This window comes from Emticicia agri, from assembly GCF_004168285.1.
Taxonomy (GTDB): domain Bacteria; phylum Bacteroidota; class Bacteroidia; order Cytophagales; family Spirosomataceae; genus Emticicia; species Emticicia agri.
The window spans coordinates 1-24,914 of the sequence record NZ_SEWF01000020.1; the positions used below are offsets into that span (position 1 = coordinate 1).

The following is a 24,914-nucleotide window of genomic DNA, read 5'->3' on the forward strand; positions in this document are numbered from 1 at the left end:
GATGAACTGTGTTAAAAGTCAATAAAAAGTCGAAATATTATTTGGCAAACTCAAAATCATTGACGAACAAGGTTTGGTTTTTAACCACCCCAAAAACTTGTCTGATTAATTTGTTCATCACGGCAATCATAGCGACTTTGTGAGCTTTACCCAAGGCTCTTTGCCTTTGATAAACAGCCACACAGGCCAGGTTATATTTTTTAGCACTTCGGGCAGCCATATAAAGAATCGCTCTGACATAACCCAGTCCGGTTTTAGCCAGCCCATAGTTTTTGTGTACACTTTTGGAGGAGTGTTTTTCGATGGGAACAATTCCTAAGAACTTAAGTACTTGCTTGACATTGCTAAAGTTCTTAAACCCATCACTGGCGATAATCAAAGCATTGGCAGAGGCATCACCGATACCCACTACTGATTTGATTAAACCAAACAAGTGTTTATGTTGGTCATCATCTAAAGTAAAGAGTTCCTCTTTAAATTTAGTGATTTGTATTTGCAAGGTCATTTGCAATAATTCTAAACTTTCAATGACTAACTTGTCAGCTCTTGGGTCAAAAGACAAGGCATGAAGTTGATTCTCATAGGCTTGTTTCTGAGTCATTAAAGTGGATAAATGTTTCCTTTTTTGTCTGAGATGATGCAAATGCTCATCTTCGATACTGGTGGGAGCAGGTTGATAATTGGCTCCATACAAGCTTAATAAGGCTGCATCCACTCCATCATGCTGATGAGTAACTTTCATACTTTTGACAAACCCTTTGCTTTGGCTTGGAGTGATTACACTAAAAGTAATCTCATGAAGCGTTAAAGCATAGCTTAATGGAAGATTATAAGTACCAGTTTGTTCAAAAATAATATGTACATTTTCACCAAGTGTCTCAATCCACTGATTGATAGCTTCTATAGTATTGTCGATAGTTTGTACAGGAAGTTTGATGAATTTGGATGAAGCTTGACTTAAGCCCTGAGCGATGACTAACTCATGGCTTCCCACATCGATACCTATGTACTGTTTGTTTATAGTCATTGTTTTAAAATAGTTTATTTCATGCTTATAACATCATCGTTTGAAGAGATCTATGTCCCAGTGAACTGTCCATAATCGCATGAAGTGGGTAAGTTGGCTATTAGCATCACTCCAGATATATTTTACCAATTTAGCGTCAATATGACCAACTTAACCGTGTCTTAATTTTATTGTATCTTAACTATAAACCAAATTTTATTCCGACTTTGCAATACTACGATTTAGTGATTGTTTTAATAGTGAATCATGAATGGCGAATATTTGAGCTAAAGATTAATTTTTAACTATTCACTAATTCACCATTAATCACACAATCACTAAACCACTCAATGATTCTCACGCCATCTCCATTTCATCTACCCTTACCCGATGGCCTTCTAAGAAATAACGGATACGATTAGAAGCAGTTTCGAGTTCTTCGGCAGACGGGAGAAATACGATACGGAAATGGTCGTTTTTAATATAATTAAAGCCTGTTCCAGAAACAACGAGCACTTTTTGTTCAGACAATAAATCAAAAACAAACTGTTCGTCATCTTTGAACGAGAATTTACGTAAATCAATTTTCGGGAATAAATACAAAGCACCTTTAGGCTTTACACAGGTAATGCCCGGAATATCGGTCATTTTATAATGAATCAAATCACGTTGTTTGCATAATCGTCCTTCAGGTGCTACCAGGTCATTGATACTCTGATACCCCCCGAGAGCTGTCTGAATAGCATATTGGGTAGGCACATTGGCACACAGGCGCATACTTGCCAATAGATTGAAACCTTCGACAAATGATTTAGCCTTATGCACTGCTCCGCTCAGAATTACCCAACCTCCACGAAACCCAGCCGCACGATAGTTTTTAGATAAGCCGCCATAGGTCATAATAAATACATCGTCGCTTAGAGTAGCAACGGGTATATGCTTATTTCCATCATACAGAATTTTATCATAAATCTCGTCAGAGAATATAATCAGGTTATGCTCGGCTGCCATTTTTACAATGCCTTCCAGTACTTCCTTACTATATACTGCTCCGGTCGGATTGTTCGGATTTATTAACACAATACCTTTAGTCTTGCGGTTGATTTTTCGTCTGATGTCGTCTAAATCAGGGTTCCAGTCTGACTCCTCATCACAGATATAATGCACAGGTTTACCGCCTGAAAGTGCCACTGAGGTTGTCCAGAGCGGATAATCGGGCGAGGGGAGAAGTATTTCGTCACCCTCATTTAATAGAGCCTGCATGGTCATTACAATTAATTCGCTTACACCATTGCCGATAAAAATATCGTCGATAGTTACGCCATGAATGCCTAATTGCTGGGTATAGTGCATAATAGCCTTGCGGGCAGGAAAAATACCTAAATGATGTGAATACCCTTGTGCATTGCGGATATTCATAATCATATCATATATAATTTCATCAGGAACGTCAAAACCAAATGGCGCAGGATTACCAATATTGAGATTGATAATTTTTTGCCCCATTGCCTCCAGTTGTTGTGCTTTTTCGAAGACAGGCCCACGGATAGCATAACTCAGGTTATTGAGGCGATTGCTTTTATTTATTGGCTGTTGCATACGCTTATGGATAAAAATGTGTGCAAAATTAATTAAAATTTATGCGTTACAATGACAAAAAAACACAAAAAAGGCCGAGATGCAATCAATCCCGACCTTTTTATACCAATTATCTAACTTTTAAACTATTCGCGCAGTTTTTCTATCAGTTTTTTATTGAAATTCTGCTCTGTGCGTTTTAATTCTGCATATTGTTTGGGCGAAATGGTTTTCAGTAGTTTCGCCATATATTCTTCATCTAATTCTATCTCTTTCTTTTTGATAGCCAGTGTCTGACGATGTGATGATATGATTTTATCGTCAGAGGCTGTCAGCGAATTAGCTTCGTCCAAAGTTCTTTTCATACTTCTTCTGAGGTCAAATTTCTTGCCTTGGTACTCATTATAGACCGACCAGAACTGCGGTGCCTGTTCTGTGGTAAGGTTTAGTTTTTCAGTAATCAGGCCAATTTTAGCAGTTTGTATTTTCTCGAATCGCTCACCATTAAACCCTTGTCTGTTCTGCGAGAACGAAAACATCGGGATGACTAAAATGATAATTATTAATTGTTTCATAACTGTTGGTTTTATCTTTAGTGCCATAGCACACTATATATCTTCTTCAATATCCTGACTTTCAAGATGTTCTAAAATATCTTTCTTATTGATATTCAAATCATCTATCATCTTGGTTTCAAACTCTTTTGGCAATGGAGCAGTATTGGTAGTGATGGCTTCGTATTCCAGATTACCCAAATCCTGCGTTGCCAGATAGCTGTTAATCTCCTCTTTACTCAATGATTCAAATGCTGCTTCTGAATCTGACTGACTAAACTGCGGCACGGCAAAACCCAACCCAATCAACAATACAATACTTGCTGCTGCTGCCCACATGGTTCGGCCTTTCTGCCACCAGTTTACCTGAATAACCTTCGTTTCCTGCTGTGTCTTGCTCAGAATACGACCAGTTAATTCGTCAAAGTATCCATCAGGAACTTCAAAAATATTTTTACGTTCAATGCTCTCAACCCTTACCTGTGCTCTGATGCTTTCTTCGGTATTTTCAAAATAACCTTGCGGAACTTTGAAAACATTTACTTTAGGTAAGTTTTCTAACCTGATTTCCTGTTTTTCAAGACCGGCAATCCGATTCATGATTCTTGATGAAAGTGTATCGAAATAATTTTCCGGAACACCAAAGTTTTGTTTTTTGCCGAAATTCACAACAGGCTCCTCAGAGAATCTGATTCTTTCCTGAATAGACATAGACAAAGTATCGAAGTAACCTTCGGGTACTTTAAATACGTTTACTTTGGAAAGTTTTTCTATGTTGATTATCTCTTTCATACTACTACGGAGAGCCGGGTAGTGTTGTTATCCTGCTCTTTTTTAGCCTTTTAACTGATTAATTGTTTTTTTGACAAGTTAATTTTTAAAAGGTTTAAAAAATTATGAATCTTTATTTAAAAAATCTTCAATTTTTTTCACAGCGAGGTGATAGGAGGCTTTCAAAGCCCCTACAGAAGTGCCTGTTATCTCGGCAATGTCTTCGTATTTCATATCATCGTAGTATTTCATATTAAATACTAACCGTTGTTTATCGGGCAACTGAAGCAAGGCTTTTTGGAGTTTTAGCTGAATCTCATCGCCCGAAATATAATCCTGCGAAATTGAACTTTCGAGCGTATTGAGCAAATCCATACTATCTTCTGATTCAGTTTCAAGAGGAATGTGGTTGCGACGACGTTTCTTTTGAAGAAAGTTTAAAGATTCGTTGGTGGCAATTCTATATATCCAGGTATATAGTTGTGCATCGCCTCTGAAGTTTTGGAGACCCTGCCAAACCTTGATAAAGGTTTCCTGCACTACATCGTCGGCGTCGTCATGGGCAATCACCATTTTACGTATATGCCAATAGATTTTCTGCTGATATTTTTTAAGCAGTAACTCAAACGCATTCTGACGCTTATCCGGTTCTATGATTAAACTAACTAACTCCTGGTCTGAAATCTGCATTTTACCGAAAATTGGTTGATTTATGTGAGTTTTCACCTCACCCCAAACCCCTCTCCTGAGGGAGAGGGGCTTAAAAGTCTCCCTCTGCGCGGCGTCCGCTTCTTTTTCAGGAGAGGGAGATTTAGAGCGGACGTCGCACGGGGTGAGGCGGCCGCCGCGCGGCATAACTCTTAAAACAACCTATCTGTTTTATTGTTTTCTTTGAATCACTTTTAAGGCTTTTTCAACAATATTTTTTGCTGAAAGGCCATATTTTTCCATCAATTGGGCTGGTGTACCAGATTCACCAAATGAATTGTTTACAGCTACATATTCCTGTGGTGCCAGAAAATTCTGCGCCAACGTTTGTGCCACTGCATCACCTAAACCACCATTGGCCTGATGTTCTTCGCAAGAAACCACACATTTAGTCTTACGAACGCTCTTTAAGATAGCTTTTTCGTCCAAAGGTTTAATGGTATGTATATTCAGAATCTCGGCACTGATGCCTTGTGCTTCCAATATTTCGGCAGCCTGAATAGCTTCCCAGACTAAATGGCCTGTAGCAACAATAGTTACGTCTTTACCTTCGCTTACCATCCATGCCTTGCCTATTTCAAATTTCTGGTCAGGTGCTGTGAAAACAGGTACTACCGGACGACCAAAACGCAGATAAATAGGGCCTTTCCAGTTGGCGGCAGCAATGGTAGCGGCTTTGGTCTGGTTAAAATCGCAAGGGTTGATAACCGTCATATTCGGCATGGCACGCATCATCGCTAAATCTTCAAGAATCTGGTGCGTAGCACCGTCTTCTCCTAAAGTAAGACCTGCATGAGATACCGCTATTTTTACGTTTTTATCTGAATAAGCTACCGACTGACGAATCTGGTCGTAAACCCTGCCTGAACCGAAATTGGCGAAAGTCGTAGCAAATGGAATTTTACCGCCAATGGTTAATCCGGCAGCTACACCTATCATGTTAGCTTCGGCAATACCACACTGGATAAATCTTTCAGGATTTTCTTTAATGAATGTATCGATTTTGAGAGACCCTACAAGGTCGGCACAAAGGGTTACAACATTGGGGTTAGTTCTGCCTAATTCGGTCATACCCGCACCAAAGCCTGAACGTGTATCTTTTTTCTCGGTGAATGTGTATTTTGTCATAAACGCTGATTAATCGTTAGCTATGAATTTTACTTAATGATTGTAATTTGTTTATAAAATATCTGGCACTCGGGCAATTAGGGTGGTTAGCGGCGTTTTCGATGGAAAAGCCATTTCTGATATATTTAGCCGCAAACTTAAGTTTTGCATTTTTGCCGAAGCCCTGCTCTCGTATTCTCAAAGATTCTCGTCTTATTGTTTCGTATGGAATCATTTCCCGTTCCGGAAACTCAAAAAAATATTTTTGTTTAAAGAGAGTACTCATTGATTCTGAGTCAGCTAAAAACCAAGATTCGATTTGCTTTACTGAAACTATAATGATTTCATTTTCTAAAGGTTTTATCCGTTGCTTAGTTAAGGTAATACAAGATAAATCGTCTAAATCAGTGATAATTATTATAATTTCTGCTTGCTTATCCTTTAAATTCTCTCTATGCTCTAAAATCCGATGAGGTAGTAAGTTATCTTTACCTGTTGCATTTATTATTGGTTTTATACATTCTAAGTCAAGCCTTTTTAAAAGGTTTTGAAAATCAGGTGATTCAATTAAGATTTTCTCTACATCACCTTCACATATGAAACCTACTTTTACCAAGGTAAGCCACCTCCTAAGGCATTAGTTAATAATGCTTCATCGGCAGGCATCCCATAAAAATCACCCTCTTTAAATTGTTTTATTTTTGTTTCACCATTAATCTTATCAACAGTTATCATTTCCTCTTCTCGCAATTGAGAAACCAATGTTTGAGAATGAGTATTTAGCCATATATAATGACCTTTCTCTTCGCAGGCATCTCTAAAGAAATTTACTAACTCTTTAACTACCTTTGGATTTAAGCCATTTTCAGGCTCTTCAATGCAAAGAAATTGAGGTTCATCAGATTGAAAAACTGCTGTCAGTAAGCAAAGAATGTTGTATGTGCCATCAGAAATTAGTTCTTTATTGAAAGGTTTATCGTAATGTTTTTGATAAATCAGTAATTCTTCGTTACTACTAAATTCACTTTTACGTACTTCTACATCTTTAAATTCGGGAATAAATAATTCAAGCCACTCTATTATTTCTTTCTTATCCCATTCATTTTCAAGAACTCTTTTTAGTACTTTTTCAAGATTACTTTCAGAGGAGTTCCAAGAATTATTTAATCTATTGTCTCCAACATTTTTTACTTTGTCGATTTGTTTTCCTAAAAATAATCTTGAAAATGAATTGAAAATATTGTTGTTTATATCAATAAAATTACTTTCTTTAATTATTAAATCAGAGTCAAGTACGAGTTTAATGTCTTTTGATTCTTCAATAATTTGAATTGAGATTGGGCTAATATTATCGTTAAAATTAAAAACATTAGATTTTCCTCCGTAACTATCAATTACTTGGGTTGAAATGGCTTGAGTTCTTCTATTCCCATAAGTGGCACCAAACAATGAAAATGTTCTTACAAACTCTAAAGCCTCAAAAATATTAGATTTTCCACTTCCATTAGGGCCTACAAAAACGGTAAAAGGATTCGGCTCGTTGATGGTTATATCAACAATAGATTTGAAGTTTTTAATATTTAAGGACTTTATTTTCAAGCAAATACTCTGGTTAAATCAATATTTAAATCAGGAAAAATAATAGAGTGCAAAGTTTCGTCTTCAATAAATGGACGATGCCCGACGTATTTGCCTTGTTCGTTGAGGGAATAAAGCAGCACTATTTTTTCAGCCATATCTACCATCCAATATTCTTTTACTCCAGTTTCTTCATATACCTCAAATTTCTCTTTCATTTCCTTTTTGGTATTGCCGGGAGAAAGAATCTCTATAATCAAGTCAGGAGCACCAATACAGCCACGCTTGTCTAACTTGGATTCATCACAAATGATACAAATATCCGGTTGAACAACTGTATATACTTCTTTGTCATTTCTTTCATTGAGGCGGGGAAGTCTGACATCGAAAGGAGCATGGTATATTTCGCAGGGTTTTCCGTAAAAATATTTATCCATTTCCCTTTCTAAATTCCATGAAAGTTTCTGATGTTCCCGTGACGGAGCAGACATTCGCATAATATATCCCTTAATTAATTCCAAACGCTCGCTTATCTGCCATTTTAAATAATCGGCATAGCTGTATCGCTTAGAAAAATCAAGTTGTTCAATGCTTGTGATTGTCATGTCTTAATCAATAATCCCCAATAGTCCCGGTTGTTACCAATTGATTCAGTGCTGTTTGTAGTTGTTCGTCGTTAGGAGCTACACCGTGCCATTTGTGGCTACCCATCATATAATCTACTCCGGCACCCATTTCGGTTTTCATGAGTATCATAATCGGTTGCCCTTTGCCTGTCAGACGTTTAGCTTTACGCAATCCGGCTACTACTTGGGTCATATCGTTGCCGTCTTTGATTTCCATTACATTCCAACCGAAAGCTTTATATTTGGCTTTCAAATCACGGTTACTCATCACCTTTTCAGTAGGGCCGTCAATCTGCTGTCCGTTCAAATCTATGATTGCTATCAGGTTATCTATTTTGTGGTGAGGGGCTGCCTGTGCGGCTTCCCATACTTGGCCTTCCTGTTGCTCACCATCACCCATTAAGCAATACACTAAGTTTTTATCACCATTCAGGCGTTTGGCTAAAGCTGCTCCGATAGCTACCGAAAGCCCCTGGCCTAATGAACCTGAAGCTATACGAATACCTGGCAGGTGCTCGTGTGTAGTAGGGTGTCCTTGTAGTCTTGAATTAATTTTACGGAAAGTTGCCAGTTCTTTTACATCGAAATACCCTCTACGAGCTAAAGTTGAATAAAACACCGGAGAAATATGTCCGTTTGAAAGAAAGAATAGATCTTCACCTTTTCCGTCCATATTAAATGATAGATAAGTGTCTTTACCTTTGCGGTTGTTAATTTTCATTTGTTGAAAATAAAGGGCAACAAATAAATCGGTACAACCTAAAGAGCCACCCGGATGGCCGGACTGACAGGCATGCACCATTCTAACAATATCCCGGCGTACTTGTACCGCAATTGCTTGTAGTTCTTGGTTTTGCATTTAAAAAGATTTATTAAGTGTCAAAAAAACAATTAATACAAAGGTAGTTTAGAAAATGTTAAAAATGTGGTTGTTGTATTAATTTTTGCAAAAGTACATAATACATCTTGGTTTTTAAATAAAGAATATGGTTAAACTTAGGGTTTATGGGTGCAAATGAGGATTTAGTAAAGCATTTCGATGCTAATTAAGCCATTGCATTCGGCTATTTTAATGAAATTTAAAAGAATCCTCCTCGTTGTTAGGCTCGTGTCAGCGAATAGAATTGGCTGGCTAAAATAACAACGGTATAATTATTATACAGTGCCGACTTGAGTCGGACACAAATAGAAAAATTCCTTTGTTATCTTAGCCGGTGAATTCATTCACCGAACTGGAGTGAAATATCAAAACAATTTTGGAAAAAAGGCAGGAACACGCTTGGTATAATCGGCGTATTGCGGTTTGGTTTCAGTCAGTTTTTGCTCTAATAGAGTTACGCCAGAAACCTGCATGAGCAGAAATGTCATTAACAGTGGGCTAAAAACGTAGAGATATTGTTGATTGGTGTAAGCAAAAAGGAAATAGCCCCACCATTGCACTGCATCGCCGAAATAATTGGGATGACGTGTACGAGACCAGAGTCCGGTCTGTAATACTTTTCCTTTATTGGCTTTATTTTTCTTGAATTGTGTGAGTTGCCAGTCGCCAACGGCTTCAAAAATGAAACCTGTTGACCAAACGCCAATAGCTATATAATCGAGGGTTTGTAAGGTATTAAATTCAGAAGATAAGGCAGGGACATAGACTGATGAAATAATCCAGAGCAGGATTCCTTGTAATAAGAAAACCCTGAAAAATGACACCCACCACCAGTTTTCGTCGTTTTCCTTGCGCCATTCCCGGTAACGATAGTCTTCTCCTTTGCCGATGTTTCTGATAGCCAAGTGGATACTCAGGCGTAAACCCCAGATGGTAACAATGCTACAGAAAATGAATGAACGGGTATCAATCAAACCGCCTGTGTAACGATAAAACCATACTGTAATCACGAAACCCATTCCCCAGAAAATATCAATAATGCTTGAATCTTTGAGGACTATGCTCAGCAACCAGAGTGCTGTGAGACATGACATAATAACGACTAAGCCTTGTCCGAACGGAAAGGGTTGAAAAAACAGGAAGACTGCTATGGCTATAGCCACCACTAATAGAATGATGCGTGCCATTATTATGAAATAATTTATTTCAACACCTGCTGGGCATGGTTTTTAGCATTGACTTTTGAGATAATCTCTTCAATAATTCCATTTTCGTCAATAATAAAAGTAGTACGCAGAACACCCATGTGTACATGCCCCCATAATTTTTTCTCTGCCCAGACCCCGAATTTTTCCATCACTTGATGGTCGGGGTCACTTAGTAAATCAAAAGGTAAGTTATGCTTTTTTATAAACTTCTGATGTCTCGCTTCATTATCAGGACTGATGCCAAAAACGGTATAGCCTTTGGCTATCAGTGCCTCATAATTATCTCTTAAATTACAAGCTGTTGCCGTGCAGGTAGGGGTGCCATCTTGCGGATAAAAGAATAAAACTATTTTTTTGCCTTTATAATCATTCAGGTCAATTTCAACGCCGTCTTGATTTTTTGCTTTTACTTCCGGAACCGGATTTCCTACGTGCAGGTGCATGTTTCTTTTTCGATTTTTGTACTTGTTTTTGTTTAAAATACTCATCCAGATTTACCTGATAAGTACCTACATTGCCCACATTATCTACTACTTCTAATTTCAAATCTCCACCAAACATTCGTTCTTCATCGATCTTAATAGACCATATTCTGCCATTTTTATATTCATAATCCATCAATACCCATTCGCCATCCACAAAGCAATTAAAAGATTTAATTCCCGACAGATTATCTGAAATAACAAAACTCAGATAAGAGGAATCTAACCGAGCCGGACGAACGGAGGGAGCTTCATTGTCGGTAAAGAGCATAAAACTGCCTAACCGACGGGTTTTAAACTGAATGGCACTACCGACCCAGACACCACCTAAGTACGAACGGCCGTTACTTACATCATATACCCCCGTTTTAGGCGACATAGACACACCCGAGGGTGTCCATTGAACCGTTATATTATCTTTCAGAGGAATTCTCTGTGTATTGATGGTCAAACGATTGCCACTCATGCCTGTAGTCAGATAAAGGGTATCATATACGGCATTATTAAAATCGATACGCAGGTTAGGCTCGGTATAAAACTGCCCGATTTGCGGCAATATTTCTTTTTTAATGCCAATAAGTGCCGAACTGTTATCTACCTGTGCAAAATCTGCAATTCCTTTGTTTAAGTCATATAGGTATACGGCTTCTTTATTGCCTACATAAGATAAAGGTACTTTGGTAGGTACACCCTTGTTCTGCACAACAGCAAAGGGCGCTTTGGTGTTTTTGGCTCTGATAGCGAGCGTATTTTCGGTAATAGAAGTAGCTATATTGCCGGTAAATTTACTTTCTTCCGCCAAAGGTGTTTCTCCTTCACTCTCCTGCAAAATGGGCGCTTCTCCCTGAATAGAAAATGTCAGAACTGAAGTATTACCATAGGTATCTTTCACACGCACATATACACTATGCAGTTGATTATCACTGATAAGTATTCTCCCTTTATTTTTATCGGTTTCATAAACAGAAATCCGGTTACCATCGGCTACATAACATTTCTGAATACGCACACCGTCGGTTTGCGAAATATCGTAATCAATATGTACATTAATGTCTTTGGAAACATCAAAAGGCATTTTTTCAAGATTCAGTTTGTAGGTACTCTTGCCATCTACTTCTACTTCTAAAGCAGTAATACCCATACGGAAAGGTGAGGTCTGGCTACGGTCATAGGTATTAAGTTCTAAGCCTATAATACCCTGTGCTTTTACAATATTGGGTAAGATATATTCACCGGAAGCCGAACGTTTGGGAGCCATAGATACCCTGCCAAATTCACCATTCACACGTGAATAGGCGTTTAGGGTTTTCAGAATTACCCGTTCTATGACAGGAGCCTGCGAGTCCTGAATTTCAGGAAAACCGAATTTCATCGGATTAATCGCATTTTCCAGGGCATCACGAATCTCAAAATGTAAATGAGGTCCACCCGATGCACCCGTATTACCGGAAATGGCCACAATTTCGCCTTTTCTTACTTTCAGTTCATTAGGGTTGGGTGTCAGCTCTATTTCCCATACTTTCTGGCTATATTCACGTCTGCGCAGATATGCCTCAATGGCAGTATTGTAGTTTTTTAAGTGCCCATATACAGTAGTGTAGCCGTTTGGATGGGTGATGTATAAAACATTCCCATAGCCACCACGCATCACTCTTATGCGCGAAACATACCCATCGGCTGCTGCATATACATTATAACCCTCTACGGCACCTGTACGAATATCAAGCCCTGCATGAAAGTGATTGGTACGTAAGTCGCCAAAACCACCTGACAGAGATGCCTGTTTGCCCGGCTGTATCGGAAACATAAAGTATCCTTTCGGGTATTGTTCCTTAGCTGCCTGACCGGGTTCTCTCTGTGCATAAGAAAGGTTAAGAGAGGTATCGGAGATTAAATACACTATTAATAAGATAGCACTTAAAACTCTTGTGATAATCATGGACTTATCAGTATTCTTCACGTATTTGTAAGGGTTTGGGTGGATATGTCTTAACCCCTCACCCCAGCCCCTCTCCCCATTGCTGGGGTGAGGGGCTTTTGAAACCGTTTGGGCGGATGCCTTGCGGAAGGGTTAAGACGGGGTTATTTTGGAATCTTTGAACAAGTCTTCTTTAAATCAGTAAACTCTATTTTATAGAGATTGTTCTTATAAAAATGAAAAGGCAGTCTGCTACAAGAACAATCTGAAAAGTAGAAATCAGCTTTACAGTTTTATATAGGGGTTAAGCCATCTATTTCCATAAAGGCATTTAACCTGATTCAGCTTTTCCTGCCAGATTTTATTTTTTAAAATCTTACTTTACTTCAAATTCAAGCATCTTGTTTCCTTCTATAAAGGCGGTTAGCTTATCGCCTGTTTTTACTGGAGCAACGCCTGAAGGGGTACCTGTAAAAATAATATCTCCTGTTTTCAGCGTAAAATACTTTGAAACAAACGAGATAATATAATCAAACGAAAAAAGCATTAATGAAGTATTGCCTTGCTGACGAGTTTGTGTCTCACCGTTAGCGTCTGTTACATCCAGATGAAAATTCAGATTGGCGAGGTCAGTAAATTTCGATTTAGGTACAAAATTCGAAATAGGTGCTGAACCGTTAAATCCTTTGGCTAAATCCCAGGGTAAACCTTTGGCTTTCAGTTTCGATTGCAGGTCTCGCGCCGTAAAATCTATGCCTATACCAATTTCATCGTAGTATTTATGAGCAAATTTTTCCTCAATATTTTTACCCATTTTGTTGATTTTAAGCAATATTTCTACCTCGTGATGAATATCCTGCGAAAAATCAGGGTAGTAAAAAGGCTCCCCGTCTTTCAGAATAGCTGTATCCGGTTTTGTAAATATAACAGGTTCGTCAGGGCGTTCGTTATTTAATTCTTTAATATGTTCTACGTAATTCCGGCCAATTGCGATAATTTTCATACGATATATGCTGTATCTAAAGTTCAGATTTTGGTTTGAGTTAGGTAATTTTTGTTTACTTTTGAGGCACTCAAAAGTCGAAAAATTTCACAAAATTTCACAAAAATAGGTATTTTTCATACTTCACTCACAGATAGTGGTCTGATTTTTTAGACATTATCTGAAAATAAATATTTGTGATTTTGTTATATTCTCAACTATTAACGTCTAATACAATCAAGAACTTAATTTAATAAATACAATGAAAACCTTATTAAAATCTTCTGTAGCTGCTTGTTTGTTGTTTGTATCTATTTGGTCTTGTCAGAAAGTGCCGCTTACTGGTCGTAACCAGTTTGTAGGCTTGGTTTCGAACGAACAAATGATTCAGATGAGTTTTGCCGAATATAAAGGCTTTATGGATACGTCTAAGGTAGTATCTGTCGGTAATAATGATGCTGCCATGATTGCAAGGGTAGGAAACAAAATTAAAACTGCTGTAGAAAACTATCTGATTCAGAATAACCTGAGCCATATTATTAATGGTTATCAATGGGAATTCAAATTAGTGCAAAGCAAAGAAGTAAATGCCTGGTGTATGCCCGGCGGTAAGGTTTGTTTCTATACAGGAATTTTGCCGATTTGTAAAGATGAGGCAGGTGTAGCCGTAGTAATGGGGCACGAGGTAGCCCATGCGATTGCCAGCCACGGTCGTGAGCGTATGAGTCAGGCAATGGCAGCACAGGGAATTACACAATTGGGTGCAATTGGCGCAGGAGTTTATACAGGAAATCAGCAAACAATGGAGTTGGTAGGACAAGTTTTGGGGGTAGGTACCACTTTGGGTTATGTATTGCCTAACAGCCGTAAGCAGGAGTCAGAAGCTGATGAATTGGGATTGATTTTTATGGCAATGGCAGGTTATGACCCGCAGAATGCAGTAGCATTCTGGCAAAGAATGGCAGAGGCTGGTAAAAACTCATCAAAACCTCCGAAATTACTTTCTACCCACCCTACAGATGCAGATAGAATTGCAGATTTGCAAAAGAAAATGTCCAAAGCACAGAAATACTATACTACTTACGCAAGTAGAAAATAATAGATAAACGGTTTCTATAACAACGGGTCAATCATAATATAAAGAGGTACTGGTTTTGTAATCAGTGCCTCTTTTGTTTGTGTATTATTATCAGGAATTGATTTAATAGTAGCTATAGACGATTTCCGTAACAACGAACCGTTCAATCGTTATAAAAAAAATTTGTAAAGATTTTTTCTTTGCTTACTTTTGCTTGTATAGACAAGTTGGACGAGTGAATTGCCAAATGGATAGAGAAGTATGTTAAAAAACAAAAAAATAGTGATTATAGGTGGTACTACCGGCTTAGGATTATCGGCTGCCAAAGCCTTTGTGAAAAATGGAGCAAAGGTTGTAGTGGTAGGGCGAAATCCTGAAAGCTGTGTGGCGGCTGAAATAGAATTAGGTGAAAACGCCCATGCCATGAGTGGTGATGCCGCCAACCCTGATACACCCAATAAGGCTATTGACTTAGCTATTAATGATTTTGGGGGATTCGATGGATTATACCATGTAGCAGGCGGAAGCGGTAGAAAGTTTGGCGATGGCCCATTGCATGAAATATCTTTAGAGGGCTGGAATAAAACCTTTGAACTGAATCTTACAAGTCTGATGCTATCCAATCAGGCGGCAATCCGTAAATTTTTAGCTTTAGGTAAAGGCGGTACTATTCTGAACATGGGTTCGGTGCTGGGTGTTTCGCCTTCGCCAAAATATTTTTCTACCCATGCTTATGCGGCTACTAAAGCGGCTATTATTGGTTTTTCTAAATCTATTGCTGCTTACTATGCGCCTGATAATATCCGTATAAATGTTTTGGCTCCGGCTCTGGTAGAAACTCCTATGTCTCAAAGGGCTTCTAAAGACGAGGTAATCATGGATTTTGTGAAAACCAAGCAACCTTTGGATGGGGGCAGAAATGGACAAGTAAGCGATTTAGATGGAGCAGCTGTGTATTTTATGTCTGATGGTTCAAAATTTACGACTGGGCAGGCTTTATTTGTTGATGGTGGATGGGGTGTGAGTGAAGGGCAATATTAGTCAATTGTCGATTTTCAATTGCAGATTGTCAATTGATTGTCGAATGTGCATTTTAATTCGACAATCTGCAATCGACATTCGACAATAAAAAATAAGTATAAACTACCAATAAACTATCATACAAATGAATTCTGTTGAATTAAAGAGCCGTACGAAGCAGTTTTCTTTAAGAGTTATCAGATTAGTACGGGCTTTACCAGCAGATAAAGTAGCTGATGTGATTGGAAAACAGTTGCTGCGGTCAGGTACTTCGGTTGGGGCAAATTATCGTTCAGCCTGCCGTGCTAAATCACAAGCAGATTTTATTAATAAAATACATATAGCAGAGGAAGAAACAGACGAGTCTATATTCTGGATGGAATTGTTAATAGAGGGAAAAATAGTAGAAGACGGTCTTTTGCATGATTTAATGAAAGAAGCTAGTGAATTATTAGCAATTTTTTCAGCATCGGCTATAACAGCGAGAAAAAACAAGTGAATTGATTGTCGATTTTCAATGCAGATTGTCGAATTAAACGCACATTCGACAATCTGCAATCGAAAATCGACAATCAATCGACAATCTGCAATCGAAAATCGACAATAAGAAATGTCATATGTTATTGGAATAGACCTCGGTGGTACAAACATTAAAGGGTTGATTATCAACCAAAATGGAGAGGTATTGAAGCAACATTATATTCCGACGAAGGATACTGAAGATGGCTCCTGGCGGGAAAATGTGAAAGAAATGGTAGAGTATCTGAAAAATTATCTCCAACAACCTGTTTTAGGCATTGGCTTATCAGCACCCGGCTTACCGAATGAGCAGAACCAATGTATTGCCTACCTGCCTAACAGACTGAAAGGGTTAGAGAATTTTATGTGGGGTGAGTATCTGGGCGATGCTACCTATGTGCTGAACGATGCCCATGCCGCATTAATGGCAGAAGCAAAATTCGGAGTAGCCAAAGATAAACGTAATGTGGTATTACTCACTTTAGGCACAGGTGTTGGCGGTGGTATCTTAATCAATGGGCAATTGTATCAGGGACTTTCGCAAATGGCAGGACATCTCGGGCATATTTCGTTGAATGCTCATGAAGAAACGCAAAGTATTGTAGGAATGGTTGGTAGTCTTGAATATGCCATTGGCAATTATTCCATAGAAAAAAGAAGTCATGGCAGATTTACTTCTACCTGGGAATTAGTAGAGGCTTATCGCAAAGGAGATTACTTTGCCTCTTATTTGTGGCTTTCGTCAGTCAGAAAACTGGCTATTGCCATCAGTTCTGTTGCCAATCTGCTATCGCCTGAAATGATAGTGCTGGCCGGGGGTATAACCTTAGCTGAAAACTCCCTTTTTGAGCCATTGGCAGCTTTTATGGACTTATATGAGTGGAAACCGGGAAATAAAAAAACTGAAATTGCGCAGGCCTATTTTGGCGATATGGCCGGAGCCATTGGTGCTGCCAGTTTTGTACTAACTAAATAAAAATCTAATTAAAATGAGTGTCATACAGGATTATCTGAATAAATGTGCGGCGATTGTAGAAACAGTAAAGCAGCAGGAAAATGAAATACAAACGGCTGCCCGATGGTTTGCCGATTCGATTCTGGCAGGAAGAATGGTGCATGCATTCGGGTCGGGTCATAGTCGTATTATGGTAGAAGAAATGTGGCCTCGGTACGGTTCATTTCCGGGATTTAATCCGATTGTAGAACTCTCCTTGACCTTTCATAATTTAGTGGTTGGTGCTAATGGGCAACGTCAGGCCATGTTTTTAGAAAATGTAAGCGGATTAGCCGACCGCATTTTACGTAATTTCGATTTATCTACGGTTGACACGGCGCTGGTTATTTCGTCGTCAGGTACCAATGTAGTACCTGTTGAAATGGCAGAGATTTTTCAGCAGAGAGGCATTAAAGTAGTCGCTTTGGTAACCAAAGACCATCTGGAAGCCAGCCTTACCAAACGCCCGGATGGAAAGAAGTTAAATGATTTTGCCGATTTGGTATTGGATACAGGAGCCCCTGTGGGAGACTCAATGGTGCATGTGCCAAACCTGGATACGCCTGTATCACCCGGTTCAACTGTTGGGGGAGCCATGCTCATCAATAGTATTAAAGCACAGGTAGCCGATTATCTGACACAGGCCGGACATCCGCCTAAAGTACTCACTGCCGGTGCTTTAGTTGGTACGCAAAGAGCTACCGAATTGTTTGAAGCCGCCTATGACGAACACGCCCATCGCATAGCCCATATGTATGCCAAAGTAGGTGTAGCGAGTTATGTATCCGACAACAAGACCCATTAATAACCCTGTCTGTTTTTAACCTATGCAAAAAATTATTTGTCAGCTTGCCTTAGCAGCTATCAGCCTGGGCGGATTTGCCCAGAATTTTAAAGTCCCTGAAACCACTGAGGTGTGGGAACCTAAACCCAAACTGGTAGTACCTGCCAAAACTCCCGGTGGTGCGCCATCTGATGCAGTAATACTTTTTGATGGCAGTGGCCTTGATGCCTGGCAGCAAACCAAAGATAAGGCTCCGGCTAAATGGCTTGTAAAAGATGGTGCAATGATTGCCAAAAATGGCACAGGCGAGCTAAGAACCAAACAGGAGTTTGGCAGTTTTCAATTGCATGTAGAGTTTAGTACACCTTTGGACTCGAAAAAAATGGGTTATCCGAATGGGGGAAATAGTGGGGTGTTTTTACATGGCAAATATGAGATTCAGATTTTTGACTCGTATAATAACGAAGTGCCTATTTATGCCAACGGACAAGCAGGGAGTGTGTATAAACAGGTGATACCGATGGCTAATTCTATGCTGAAACCAGGCGAATGGAATACCTACGATATATTCTTTACTGCGCCTAAATTCAGATACAACGGCTCGGTAGAAACGCCTGCTTATGTAACTGTATTGATGAATGGCGTTTTAATATTGAATCATTTTGAGATTCAGGGTACTATTCAGTATATCGGTATTCCCTCATACCAATATTATTCAGGTAAAGGGCCTATTGCTTTGCAGGAGCATGGTTCAGAGGTATCGTTCCGCAATATCTGGATTAGAGAATTATAAACATTTTGATTGACCTTAAACAAATACAAGCGTATGAAACCCGGGCATTGCGTCACAAGGTCATGTGGCCTGATAAACCCATTGACTTTGTGATTTTGCCTGACGATGCCGACGGTTTGCATTATGGATTGTTTGAAAACAACCAATTAGTATCAGTAATTTCGCTATTTATCAAAGCAGAACAGGCACAATTCAGAAAGTTTGCTACTGATAGCGCTTATCAGGGTAAGGGCTATGGCACACAACTATTGAATTTTCTGATTAAAGAGGCAAAATACCTCGGTATAAAAGAACTTATCTGCGATGCTAGGGTAACAGCCATAGGCTTTTATGAGCAGTTTGGCATGGAAACAGGCTCAGAAGTTTTTCAGAAAAGTGGCAAAGATTATGTAAAAATGCGTTTGAAGATTTAATAATTTGGTAATCTGATGCATATAAATAAATTGCAAGATTTTGGCTATATTATAGAAACACAATAAAACTGTTTTTTTATGAAAAACACCGAATTATGGCAAAAAATCTGCGAATTTAAACTGGACGACCCCAATGCTGAAGTAAAGTTTTCAGACAAACTATGTAAGGAAGAAAGTTGGTCAAAACCACTGGCAGCGCTGGCAATCAGTGAGTACAAGAAATTTATCTATTTGTGTATCACGCAACCCAATGGTGCTTCGCCTTCCGAAGAGATTGACAAAGTATGGCATCTGCATCTGACTTATACCGATAACTACTGGAATGAATTCTGTAAAAAAACATTGGGTAAAGAGGTACATCATTACCCAAGTAAAGGCGGTGAAAGTGAAAACATAAAGCATGTTAAATGGTATGATGATACCATTATTGCTTATATAAAAGAGTTTGGAGAAATTCCTCCCGAGTCTATCTGGCCGCTCCCGAAAGGTTTTGATCTGGAAAAATACCTTCCGCAAAATTCTCCTTTCAGAGCACCTGTTTATGAAGAAATCGGAAGCCCTTTTGATTTACCATTTGTAAAAAGGATTCTTATAGGTAGTGATATTGCGTTAGCAGTTCTTTTATATTTTACTAAAAACCCGTACCGATTAGACGGACCCGAATTTTTAGGATTTTATGCAGGGTTGATGCTGATTGGGTTTACACTGATATATGCCAATAAATTTTTTAAAGAAAATACGGCTATCAATCTTGGAAGGCAATTACATCCACTTCATGTTTCGGCAGTGTATGCGGGTCAGGAAACGACCATGCGGATGTTGACTGTAAATCTGGTAGAAAAAGGGTTATTGACTTTTAATGGTGAAACATTTAAACATACATTTGATAAAACTGAACCACTTTTTTATAGTATTCAGGCACATGAGAATGAAAATATTGGTATAAAATCCGTAAGACTTATATTGCTTAATCATGCCGCTTATTTTGTCAAATTAACCACACCATTAAAAGAGGCTATTAAATCGAGAGGAAGTTATTTTTTAATCTTCCATTTTATTATTTTGCTGATAGGAGTTATACGCCTTTTTCAAGGAGTTGGTAATCAAAAACCTGTGGTTTTTTTGGTTGTAATGATAATCCTATATATTCTAATAGGATATTTTTTAAGTAAATTTTCGATAAACAGCAGAGAAAGTATAAAAACCACAATAGAAGAAAATACACATAGTTTTGATTTTGCCACTATCGCTGGAGCCTATCTTTTTACTGATTTTTACTTACTGAACAACGAAAATGGTATTAATGCAGCATTTGACCCACATTATATGGAAAAAGGTAGATACATAGGTAACAACAGCAGCAGCAGTTCGTGCGGTAGTGGTGATGGAGGAGGGGACGGAGGAGGTTGTAGTAGTGGCTGCGGAGGTTGTGGTGGTGGAGATTGATGCGATTAAAATATAGAAATATGCTACAAACTGAATTAATCAAACTATTCGACAGAGATTTACTGAAACTGAAAGCTGAGATAGAAGCCTATACGAATGAGGAAATCATCTGGCAAGTCAGGCCGGAAATCAAAAATTCGGCAGGTAATTTATGTCTCCACCTGATGGGTAACCTGAATCATTATATAGGGGCTCAATTGGGCAATACAGGCTATATCAGAAATCGCCCTTTAGAATTTTCAGATAAAAATGTACCGAGAGCCACCTTGATTCAGCAGATTGAAGAGACAATACAGATGCTGAGAGAGGTAATCACTAATCTTACTGATGAAGTTTTAGCACAAAACCATACAGAAGAGTACAATGACGGACAAGCTACTAACGAGTATTTCCTGATTCATCTGTACGGCCATTTCAATTATCACTTAGGACAAATTAATTATCATAGAAGGCTTATTAATCAATGAGTGAGTTAGTGATTTAGTGAATGAGTGATTACAAATATATTGATTAACACAAACTATTCACTAATTCGCCCTTAATCACTAATTCACTCAATCACACATTCACTAAATAAACTTATGCAACCTATACCTATTAGAACAACCGTTGTGGGAAGTTATCCTTTTCCGGGATGGCTGGAATTCTCTTCTATGAACCTTGATAAATTCGGGGCAGCAGATATAGAAGAAATGATTGAAGATGCGGTGATTGCGGCTATTCATGACCAGACTACTGCCGGATTGGATGTAATTACCGATGGCGAACAAACCCGCCTTGACTTTAATTTATCTTTCTATGGCTTTATCAAAGGACTTGAACCCAATCATTCAGAAACCCGTAAGTTTGGGCCACCTGCGCACGACCAGCGTGGCAAACATTCGATTGTTGAGCCGCTAACTGCACCTAAAGGATTAGGAGCCGTAAAAGAATACCAGCGTCTGGCAAGATTAGCCCCCCAAGGTTATACTCTGAAAGCATCTGTGCCGGGCCCTTATACCTTATCAGGACGTATGTTGCCTGATGGGAAAATCTATAAAGACCGATTTGAGGTAACAGAAGGGCTACTGCCTTTTGTAAGAAAAGAACTGGAAGACCTGGTGGCCGCAGGTTGCACCGAAATTACGGTTGATGAACCCTCAATGTCGTGCTATGCATATAAAGAGGATACCAAACGATTTGTAGATATTTTTAATCGTACCATTGCCGGAGTGGTAGGCAAGGCACGTGTGTCCACACATTTATGCTTTGGTAATTTCAAGGGACGCCCGGTAGGGTATCGGAAATTACACCCGATGTTACCTGAGTTTCTGGATATGAATGTTGATGAAATTCATATTGAAATGGCCAACCGTGAGTTTGATGAAGTAGAATTGCTTGCCGAATTTGCGCAGAGAATGGATGTGGCAGTGGGCATTATTGACGTAAAGAACTATTACTGCGAAACCGTAAAAGACGTAATGGAGCGAATAGAACTTTGCCTGAAATATGTTCCGGCTGAAAAACTGGCAGTTGCTCCTGATTGTGGGTTAAGTCAGACCGCCCGCTGGGCCTCACGCCAGAAACTAAAAGCCATGTGCGATGGAGCAAAAACCATGCGTGAACGGTTGGGATAATGTAATCGTGAATTTGCGAATGATGAATTAGCGAATATACTAATTATTGAATTATTCACTAATTCGTCATTCGCAAATTCACGATTAATTATTCTCTCAATAATTTCTGTGCTACTTTCTTAGAAACTTCTATCACACTACCATGCCTCATGCCTTTGGGGAAGCGCATTTGTGCTGAAACTTCCTGCCAGTCGTTTAAATCTCTTGAGAGGTAAGCACCATAGTAATGAGGTTTAGTATAGTGGTCGAAATAAACATAATATTCATCTCCGATTTTAATGGCTGATGGACCCTCTACCCAACTGATAGTAAAAGGTGCGGTTAAGTCTTTAAAAGGACCTACGGGTGTTTCGCCGACTGCCATTCTTAAGTTCTTTTTTACAGGTTTCAATCGTTCATCTTTCAGAAAAAGATAAAATTTGCCTTTATCTTCGAATAAAGTGGCATCTATACAATTGAAACCCGGATCATACAAAAGCTGGGTTTCGCTGAAATGCTCAAAATCTCTGGTGCGCACATAGTAAAAACGATGATTGTATTTACTCTCGCTCAGGTTGGTAATATCTTCTTCAAATTTTCCTTTGACTGTCGATGACCAGTAGATAATCCAGTCTTTCTGTTTTTTGTCGTAAAATAACTCCGGTGCCCATACATTTCTTACATCAGTATCGTGTTCCAGTACCGGAATTGCCGTTTGGGGTTTCCAATTAATAAGGTCTTTTGAACTGGAATAACCCACTATTTTGCCATTATCACCATTCCACGACACTGTCCAAACCATGTGGAAAGTGCCATCACGGCCTTGTTTGATGGCAGGGTCACGCATGAGGTTATCAGGATGGTTAATCTGTGGTTTCAGAAACGACTGGTCATTTCTGAGGGGTTGCCAGTTGTAGCCATCGTTACTCAACGCCAGGTGAAGACCATCTTGCCCGTTATCTCTGAAAGAAGTAAAGACATAATAGGATTTTTTCTGCGCAAAAATCTGTGTAGCGTAAAGGAGTAGGAAGAATAGAAGTCTGGTTTTCATAAGGTTTAATGGGTTGTGTTTGATATTAATGTATTGACTAAAATTAAAGAAAGAATCGTTCTCTTAAATTTATAGTTTTTCATTGAGAACGATTCTTTCTTGCACCCGTGCGATATTCACCTGATTATCTGGTTCTGCTCAAATAAAAACCTAAATTGCATTGTCTCTCAGAATAGGCAAACTCATGCAATGGGAGCCACCTCTGGCTCTTGAGAGTTCGGCTGAGGGCAACATAATAATAGTATCTCTTAAAGTTTCCGGCGATAATTCGTTGCTTTCAAATTTTTCCAGTAATTCAATGGCATTAATGGTTTTAAATCCTGCATTTCTGAATGCCTGTGCAGTATGGTCGTTGCGGTCGTACCCGATTGCCACCCCTGCTTTTAAAGCTAATAAATTACATGAGTCAGTCCATTGTTCCCGGGCACCATACGGAAACTGGTTATTGCCCGAGTAAATGAATTTGATTTCATCATAACAATTTAGGTCGTCTCTCGTAACCGAACCAAGAAGGTCTTCCAGATTGGCAAAATCCTTGATTTTTACGCCATCAGGTTTATTAATAAATTGTTTAATAATCAATGTTTCATAACCGGGTTTTTGCCCCAATTGCTCCCAAGTCTGCTGCTTTTCGGCTTCTTCCTGCACTCTTCCCAATGAACCTAACAGTACCCATACATTACACTTGATTTGTGTAAAAATGGTGTCAATGTGCATATAGTCCCGTTTTTGAGGAATCTTGATAATGGTTATCTTGCTTACTACTTTTTTGGCAAAAAGCAAATCAATGGCTTGTCGGGCGGCTTCTACTGTAGTGCGTTCGCTCACACCAATTAGTAAATGATTGGGGGCTACCATCATTACGTCTCCACCTTCTAAAGTATTCAGACGGCCTTCCTGTTCTTCTTCAGCTAACAGAAAATGATTTTCGTCTTCTGTAATCTCAATAATCTTGCCTCTTAAATTGGCAAAGACAGGATGGTTGAAAAAGATATATTTGGCTAATAAAGACTCACGGGTGCGGGCATATTTGGCTGGTTTGTTCAGCAATAAATGGTCGTTTACAACAATCCCGATGTCACGGGTAAAAATCAGGTTCGGAATCGGCGGAAAGAGCATTTTGTTCGAAGGCATAGTACCTGTAATAAGCACCTTGGCCAAGTCAATTACCGATAACTTAGCTAATTCTTTCTGAAACTGAAACGAACATTCTTCTATAGCACATACTGCCGCAGTAAGTTCGGTACGTACCTCCGGCATGTGAAGAATATCTGCCAGCAGGCTTTCAAACTCTATTACTTTATCCGATTTGAAGTATTTCTCTTTTTCGGGCTTATAGAAATCCCGACTTGTATCGGCATCAATTTCCTTTAATTTGCCCTGTACTTTTTCTTTGTCGAGAAAATATAACAAAATCTTTAAATAGTAGTCGTACTCGTCACGACGCATGGTTTGCAGGTGAACAATGTCTTCAAATAACCAGTCCTGTGCTTTTGAGGGTACTACTTTGCCCAGACCACTATCTGGGCTATGAATAATAAGGCGACGAAGTGTGCCTACTTCGGAAGAAACAAATATATTTTGCATAAGAGGTATCTAATGAGTGATTGAGTGAATGTGTGATTTTGTCTGAACTGTGATTTAGCTGATTGACCTGATCGCATTGATTAAATAACTTTAATTGAATTATTATCTCAGAATAATTTAAATAGTAACTCAGCGAAATCATCAAATCAGGTCAATCAAAGTTCAAGACGATTAATTCAAACCTCATTAGTAAAACCCGAATTGAGCCATGAAGAACAAAAGCTGAAAAAAGGCAA

Annotated in this window: 26 protein-coding genes; 10 read left to right on the forward strand and 16 right to left on the reverse strand. The window is 38.9% G+C overall.

What is annotated here, in order from left to right; genetic code table 11:
* Positions 1–37: 37 nt before the first annotated feature.
* The 14 genes from EWM59_RS14275 to EWM59_RS14340 all read right to left on the reverse strand — a co-directional run bounded on the left by EWM59_RS14275 (position 38) and on the right by EWM59_RS14340 (position 13,419).
* Positions 38–1,027 carry a transposase gene (locus tag EWM59_RS14275; RefSeq protein WP_130021068.1) on the reverse strand — a complete coding sequence of 330 codons (990 nt, stop codon included), beginning with the start codon at positions 1,025–1,027 and terminating at the stop codon, positions 38–40.
* A 336-nt stretch (positions 1,028–1,363) separates the two neighbouring features.
* A complete protein-coding gene (locus EWM59_RS14280; RefSeq protein ID WP_130021686.1) occupies positions 1,364–2,605 on the reverse strand; it encodes a pyridoxal phosphate-dependent aminotransferase in 1,242 nt (413 codons plus the stop codon).
* 125 nt (positions 2,606–2,730) lie between these two features.
* Complete coding sequence (locus tag EWM59_RS14285; protein WP_130021688.1) at positions 2,731–3,159, reverse strand: hypothetical protein; 429 nt, start codon at positions 3,157–3,159, stop codon at positions 2,731–2,733.
* Between the two features lie 33 nt (positions 3,160–3,192).
* Entirely contained in the window at positions 3,193–3,930 is a 738-nt protein-coding gene (locus tag EWM59_RS14290) for a hypothetical protein (protein ID WP_130021690.1), read from the reverse strand.
* A gap of 102 nt (positions 3,931–4,032) precedes the next feature.
* On the reverse strand, positions 4,033–4,599 hold the full coding sequence (locus EWM59_RS14295) for an RNA polymerase sigma factor (protein ID WP_374755949.1): 567 nt from the start codon (positions 4,597–4,599) through the stop codon (positions 4,033–4,035).
* 189 nt (positions 4,600–4,788) lie between these two features.
* Entirely contained in the window at positions 4,789–5,745 is a 957-nt protein-coding gene (locus EWM59_RS14300; protein WP_130021692.1) for a transketolase family protein, read from the reverse strand.
* A gap of 16 nt (positions 5,746–5,761) precedes the next feature.
* Positions 5,762–6,340 carry a hypothetical protein gene (locus tag EWM59_RS14305; protein ID WP_130021694.1) on the reverse strand — a complete coding sequence of 193 codons (579 nt, stop codon included), beginning with the start codon at positions 6,338–6,340 and terminating at the stop codon, positions 5,762–5,764.
* Entirely contained in the window at positions 6,334–7,323 is a 990-nt protein-coding gene (locus EWM59_RS14310) for an AAA family ATPase (RefSeq protein ID WP_130021696.1), read from the reverse strand. Before EWM59_RS14310 ends, EWM59_RS14305 begins: the two co-directional genes overlap by 7 nt.
* Positions 7,320–7,907 carry a Uma2 family endonuclease gene (locus EWM59_RS14315; protein WP_130021698.1) on the reverse strand — a complete coding sequence of 196 codons (588 nt, stop codon included), beginning with the start codon at positions 7,905–7,907 and terminating at the stop codon, positions 7,320–7,322. The genes EWM59_RS14310 and EWM59_RS14315 overlap by 4 nt, the downstream gene beginning before the upstream one ends.
* A gap of 7 nt (positions 7,908–7,914) precedes the next feature.
* On the reverse strand, positions 7,915–8,787 hold the full coding sequence (locus EWM59_RS14320; RefSeq protein ID WP_130021700.1) for a transketolase: 873 nt from the start codon (positions 8,785–8,787) through the stop codon (positions 7,915–7,917).
* Positions 8,788–9,173: 386 nt separating this feature from the next.
* The gene (locus EWM59_RS14325; protein WP_130021702.1) at positions 9,174–9,995 is read right to left on the reverse strand and encodes a DUF1295 domain-containing protein; all 822 of its coding nucleotides are present in this window, start codon (positions 9,993–9,995) and stop codon (positions 9,174–9,176) included.
* 14 nt (positions 9,996–10,009) lie between these two features.
* Positions 10,010–10,459: a thioredoxin-dependent thiol peroxidase gene (bcp, locus tag EWM59_RS14330; protein WP_130021704.1), complete on the reverse strand. Its 450-nt coding sequence runs from the start codon at positions 10,457–10,459 to the stop codon at positions 10,010–10,012.
* Complete coding sequence (locus EWM59_RS14335; RefSeq protein ID WP_130021706.1) at positions 10,398–12,437, reverse strand: M23 family metallopeptidase; 2,040 nt, start codon at positions 12,435–12,437, stop codon at positions 10,398–10,400. Before EWM59_RS14335 ends, bcp begins: the two co-directional genes overlap by 62 nt.
* A 355-nt stretch (positions 12,438–12,792) precedes the next feature.
* Positions 12,793–13,419: a fumarylacetoacetate hydrolase family protein gene (locus tag EWM59_RS14340; RefSeq protein ID WP_130021708.1), complete on the reverse strand. Its 627-nt coding sequence runs from the start codon at positions 13,417–13,419 to the stop codon at positions 12,793–12,795.
* A 241-nt stretch (positions 13,420–13,660) separates the two neighbouring features.
* On the opposite strand from EWM59_RS14340, the gene EWM59_RS14345 reads away from it, so the two are divergent.
* The 10 genes from EWM59_RS14345 to EWM59_RS14390 all read left to right on the forward strand — a co-directional run bounded on the left by EWM59_RS14345 (position 13,661) and on the right by EWM59_RS14390 (position 22,061).
* On the forward strand, positions 13,661–14,497 hold the full coding sequence (locus EWM59_RS14345) for a M48 family metallopeptidase (RefSeq protein WP_130021710.1): 837 nt from the start codon (positions 13,661–13,663) through the stop codon (positions 14,495–14,497).
* A gap of 240 nt (positions 14,498–14,737) precedes the next feature.
* A complete protein-coding gene (locus EWM59_RS14350; protein ID WP_130021712.1) occupies positions 14,738–15,517 on the forward strand; it encodes an SDR family NAD(P)-dependent oxidoreductase in 780 nt (259 codons plus the stop codon).
* A 124-nt stretch (positions 15,518–15,641) separates the two neighbouring features.
* Positions 15,642–15,995 (forward strand): four helix bundle protein, encoded by a 354-nt coding sequence (locus tag EWM59_RS14355; RefSeq protein ID WP_130021714.1) that lies wholly within the window; start codon positions 15,642–15,644, stop codon positions 15,993–15,995.
* A 111-nt stretch (positions 15,996–16,106) separates the two neighbouring features.
* A complete protein-coding gene (locus EWM59_RS14360; protein WP_130021716.1) occupies positions 16,107–16,991 on the forward strand; it encodes an ROK family protein in 885 nt (294 codons plus the stop codon).
* A gap of 13 nt (positions 16,992–17,004) precedes the next feature.
* Entirely contained in the window at positions 17,005–17,814 is an 810-nt protein-coding gene (locus EWM59_RS14365; protein ID WP_130021718.1) for a sugar isomerase domain-containing protein, read from the forward strand.
* A 22-nt stretch (positions 17,815–17,836) separates the two neighbouring features.
* Positions 17,837–18,586, forward strand: coding sequence for a 3-keto-disaccharide hydrolase (locus EWM59_RS14370; protein WP_130021720.1), 750 nt, complete (start codon positions 17,837–17,839; stop codon positions 18,584–18,586).
* Positions 18,587–18,648: 62 nt separating this feature from the next.
* Complete coding sequence (locus tag EWM59_RS14375; protein ID WP_130021722.1) at positions 18,649–18,999, forward strand: GNAT family N-acetyltransferase; 351 nt, start codon at positions 18,649–18,651, stop codon at positions 18,997–18,999.
* Positions 19,000–19,077: 78 nt separating this feature from the next.
* Positions 19,078–20,445: a glycine-rich domain-containing protein gene (locus tag EWM59_RS14380; protein WP_130021724.1), complete on the forward strand. Its 1,368-nt coding sequence runs from the start codon at positions 19,078–19,080 to the stop codon at positions 20,443–20,445.
* Positions 20,446–20,465: 20 nt separating this feature from the next.
* On the forward strand, positions 20,466–20,912 hold the full coding sequence (locus EWM59_RS14385; RefSeq protein WP_130021725.1) for a DinB family protein: 447 nt from the start codon (positions 20,466–20,468) through the stop codon (positions 20,910–20,912).
* Between the two features lie 114 nt (positions 20,913–21,026).
* Positions 21,027–22,061: a cobalamin-independent methionine synthase II family protein gene (locus EWM59_RS14390; RefSeq protein ID WP_130021727.1), complete on the forward strand. Its 1,035-nt coding sequence runs from the start codon at positions 21,027–21,029 to the stop codon at positions 22,059–22,061.
* An 88-nt stretch (positions 22,062–22,149) separates the two neighbouring features.
* Here the strand turns inward: EWM59_RS14390 and EWM59_RS14395 are convergent, their stop codons facing one another.
* Positions 22,150–23,091 carry a glycoside hydrolase family 43 protein gene (locus EWM59_RS14395; RefSeq protein WP_130021729.1) on the reverse strand — a complete coding sequence of 314 codons (942 nt, stop codon included), beginning with the start codon at positions 23,089–23,091 and terminating at the stop codon, positions 22,150–22,152.
* 150 nt (positions 23,092–23,241) lie between these two features.
* Positions 23,242–24,678: an arginine deiminase family protein gene (locus EWM59_RS14400; protein ID WP_130021731.1), complete on the reverse strand. Its 1,437-nt coding sequence runs from the start codon at positions 24,676–24,678 to the stop codon at positions 23,242–23,244.
* Between the last annotated feature and the right edge of the window lie 236 nt (positions 24,679–24,914).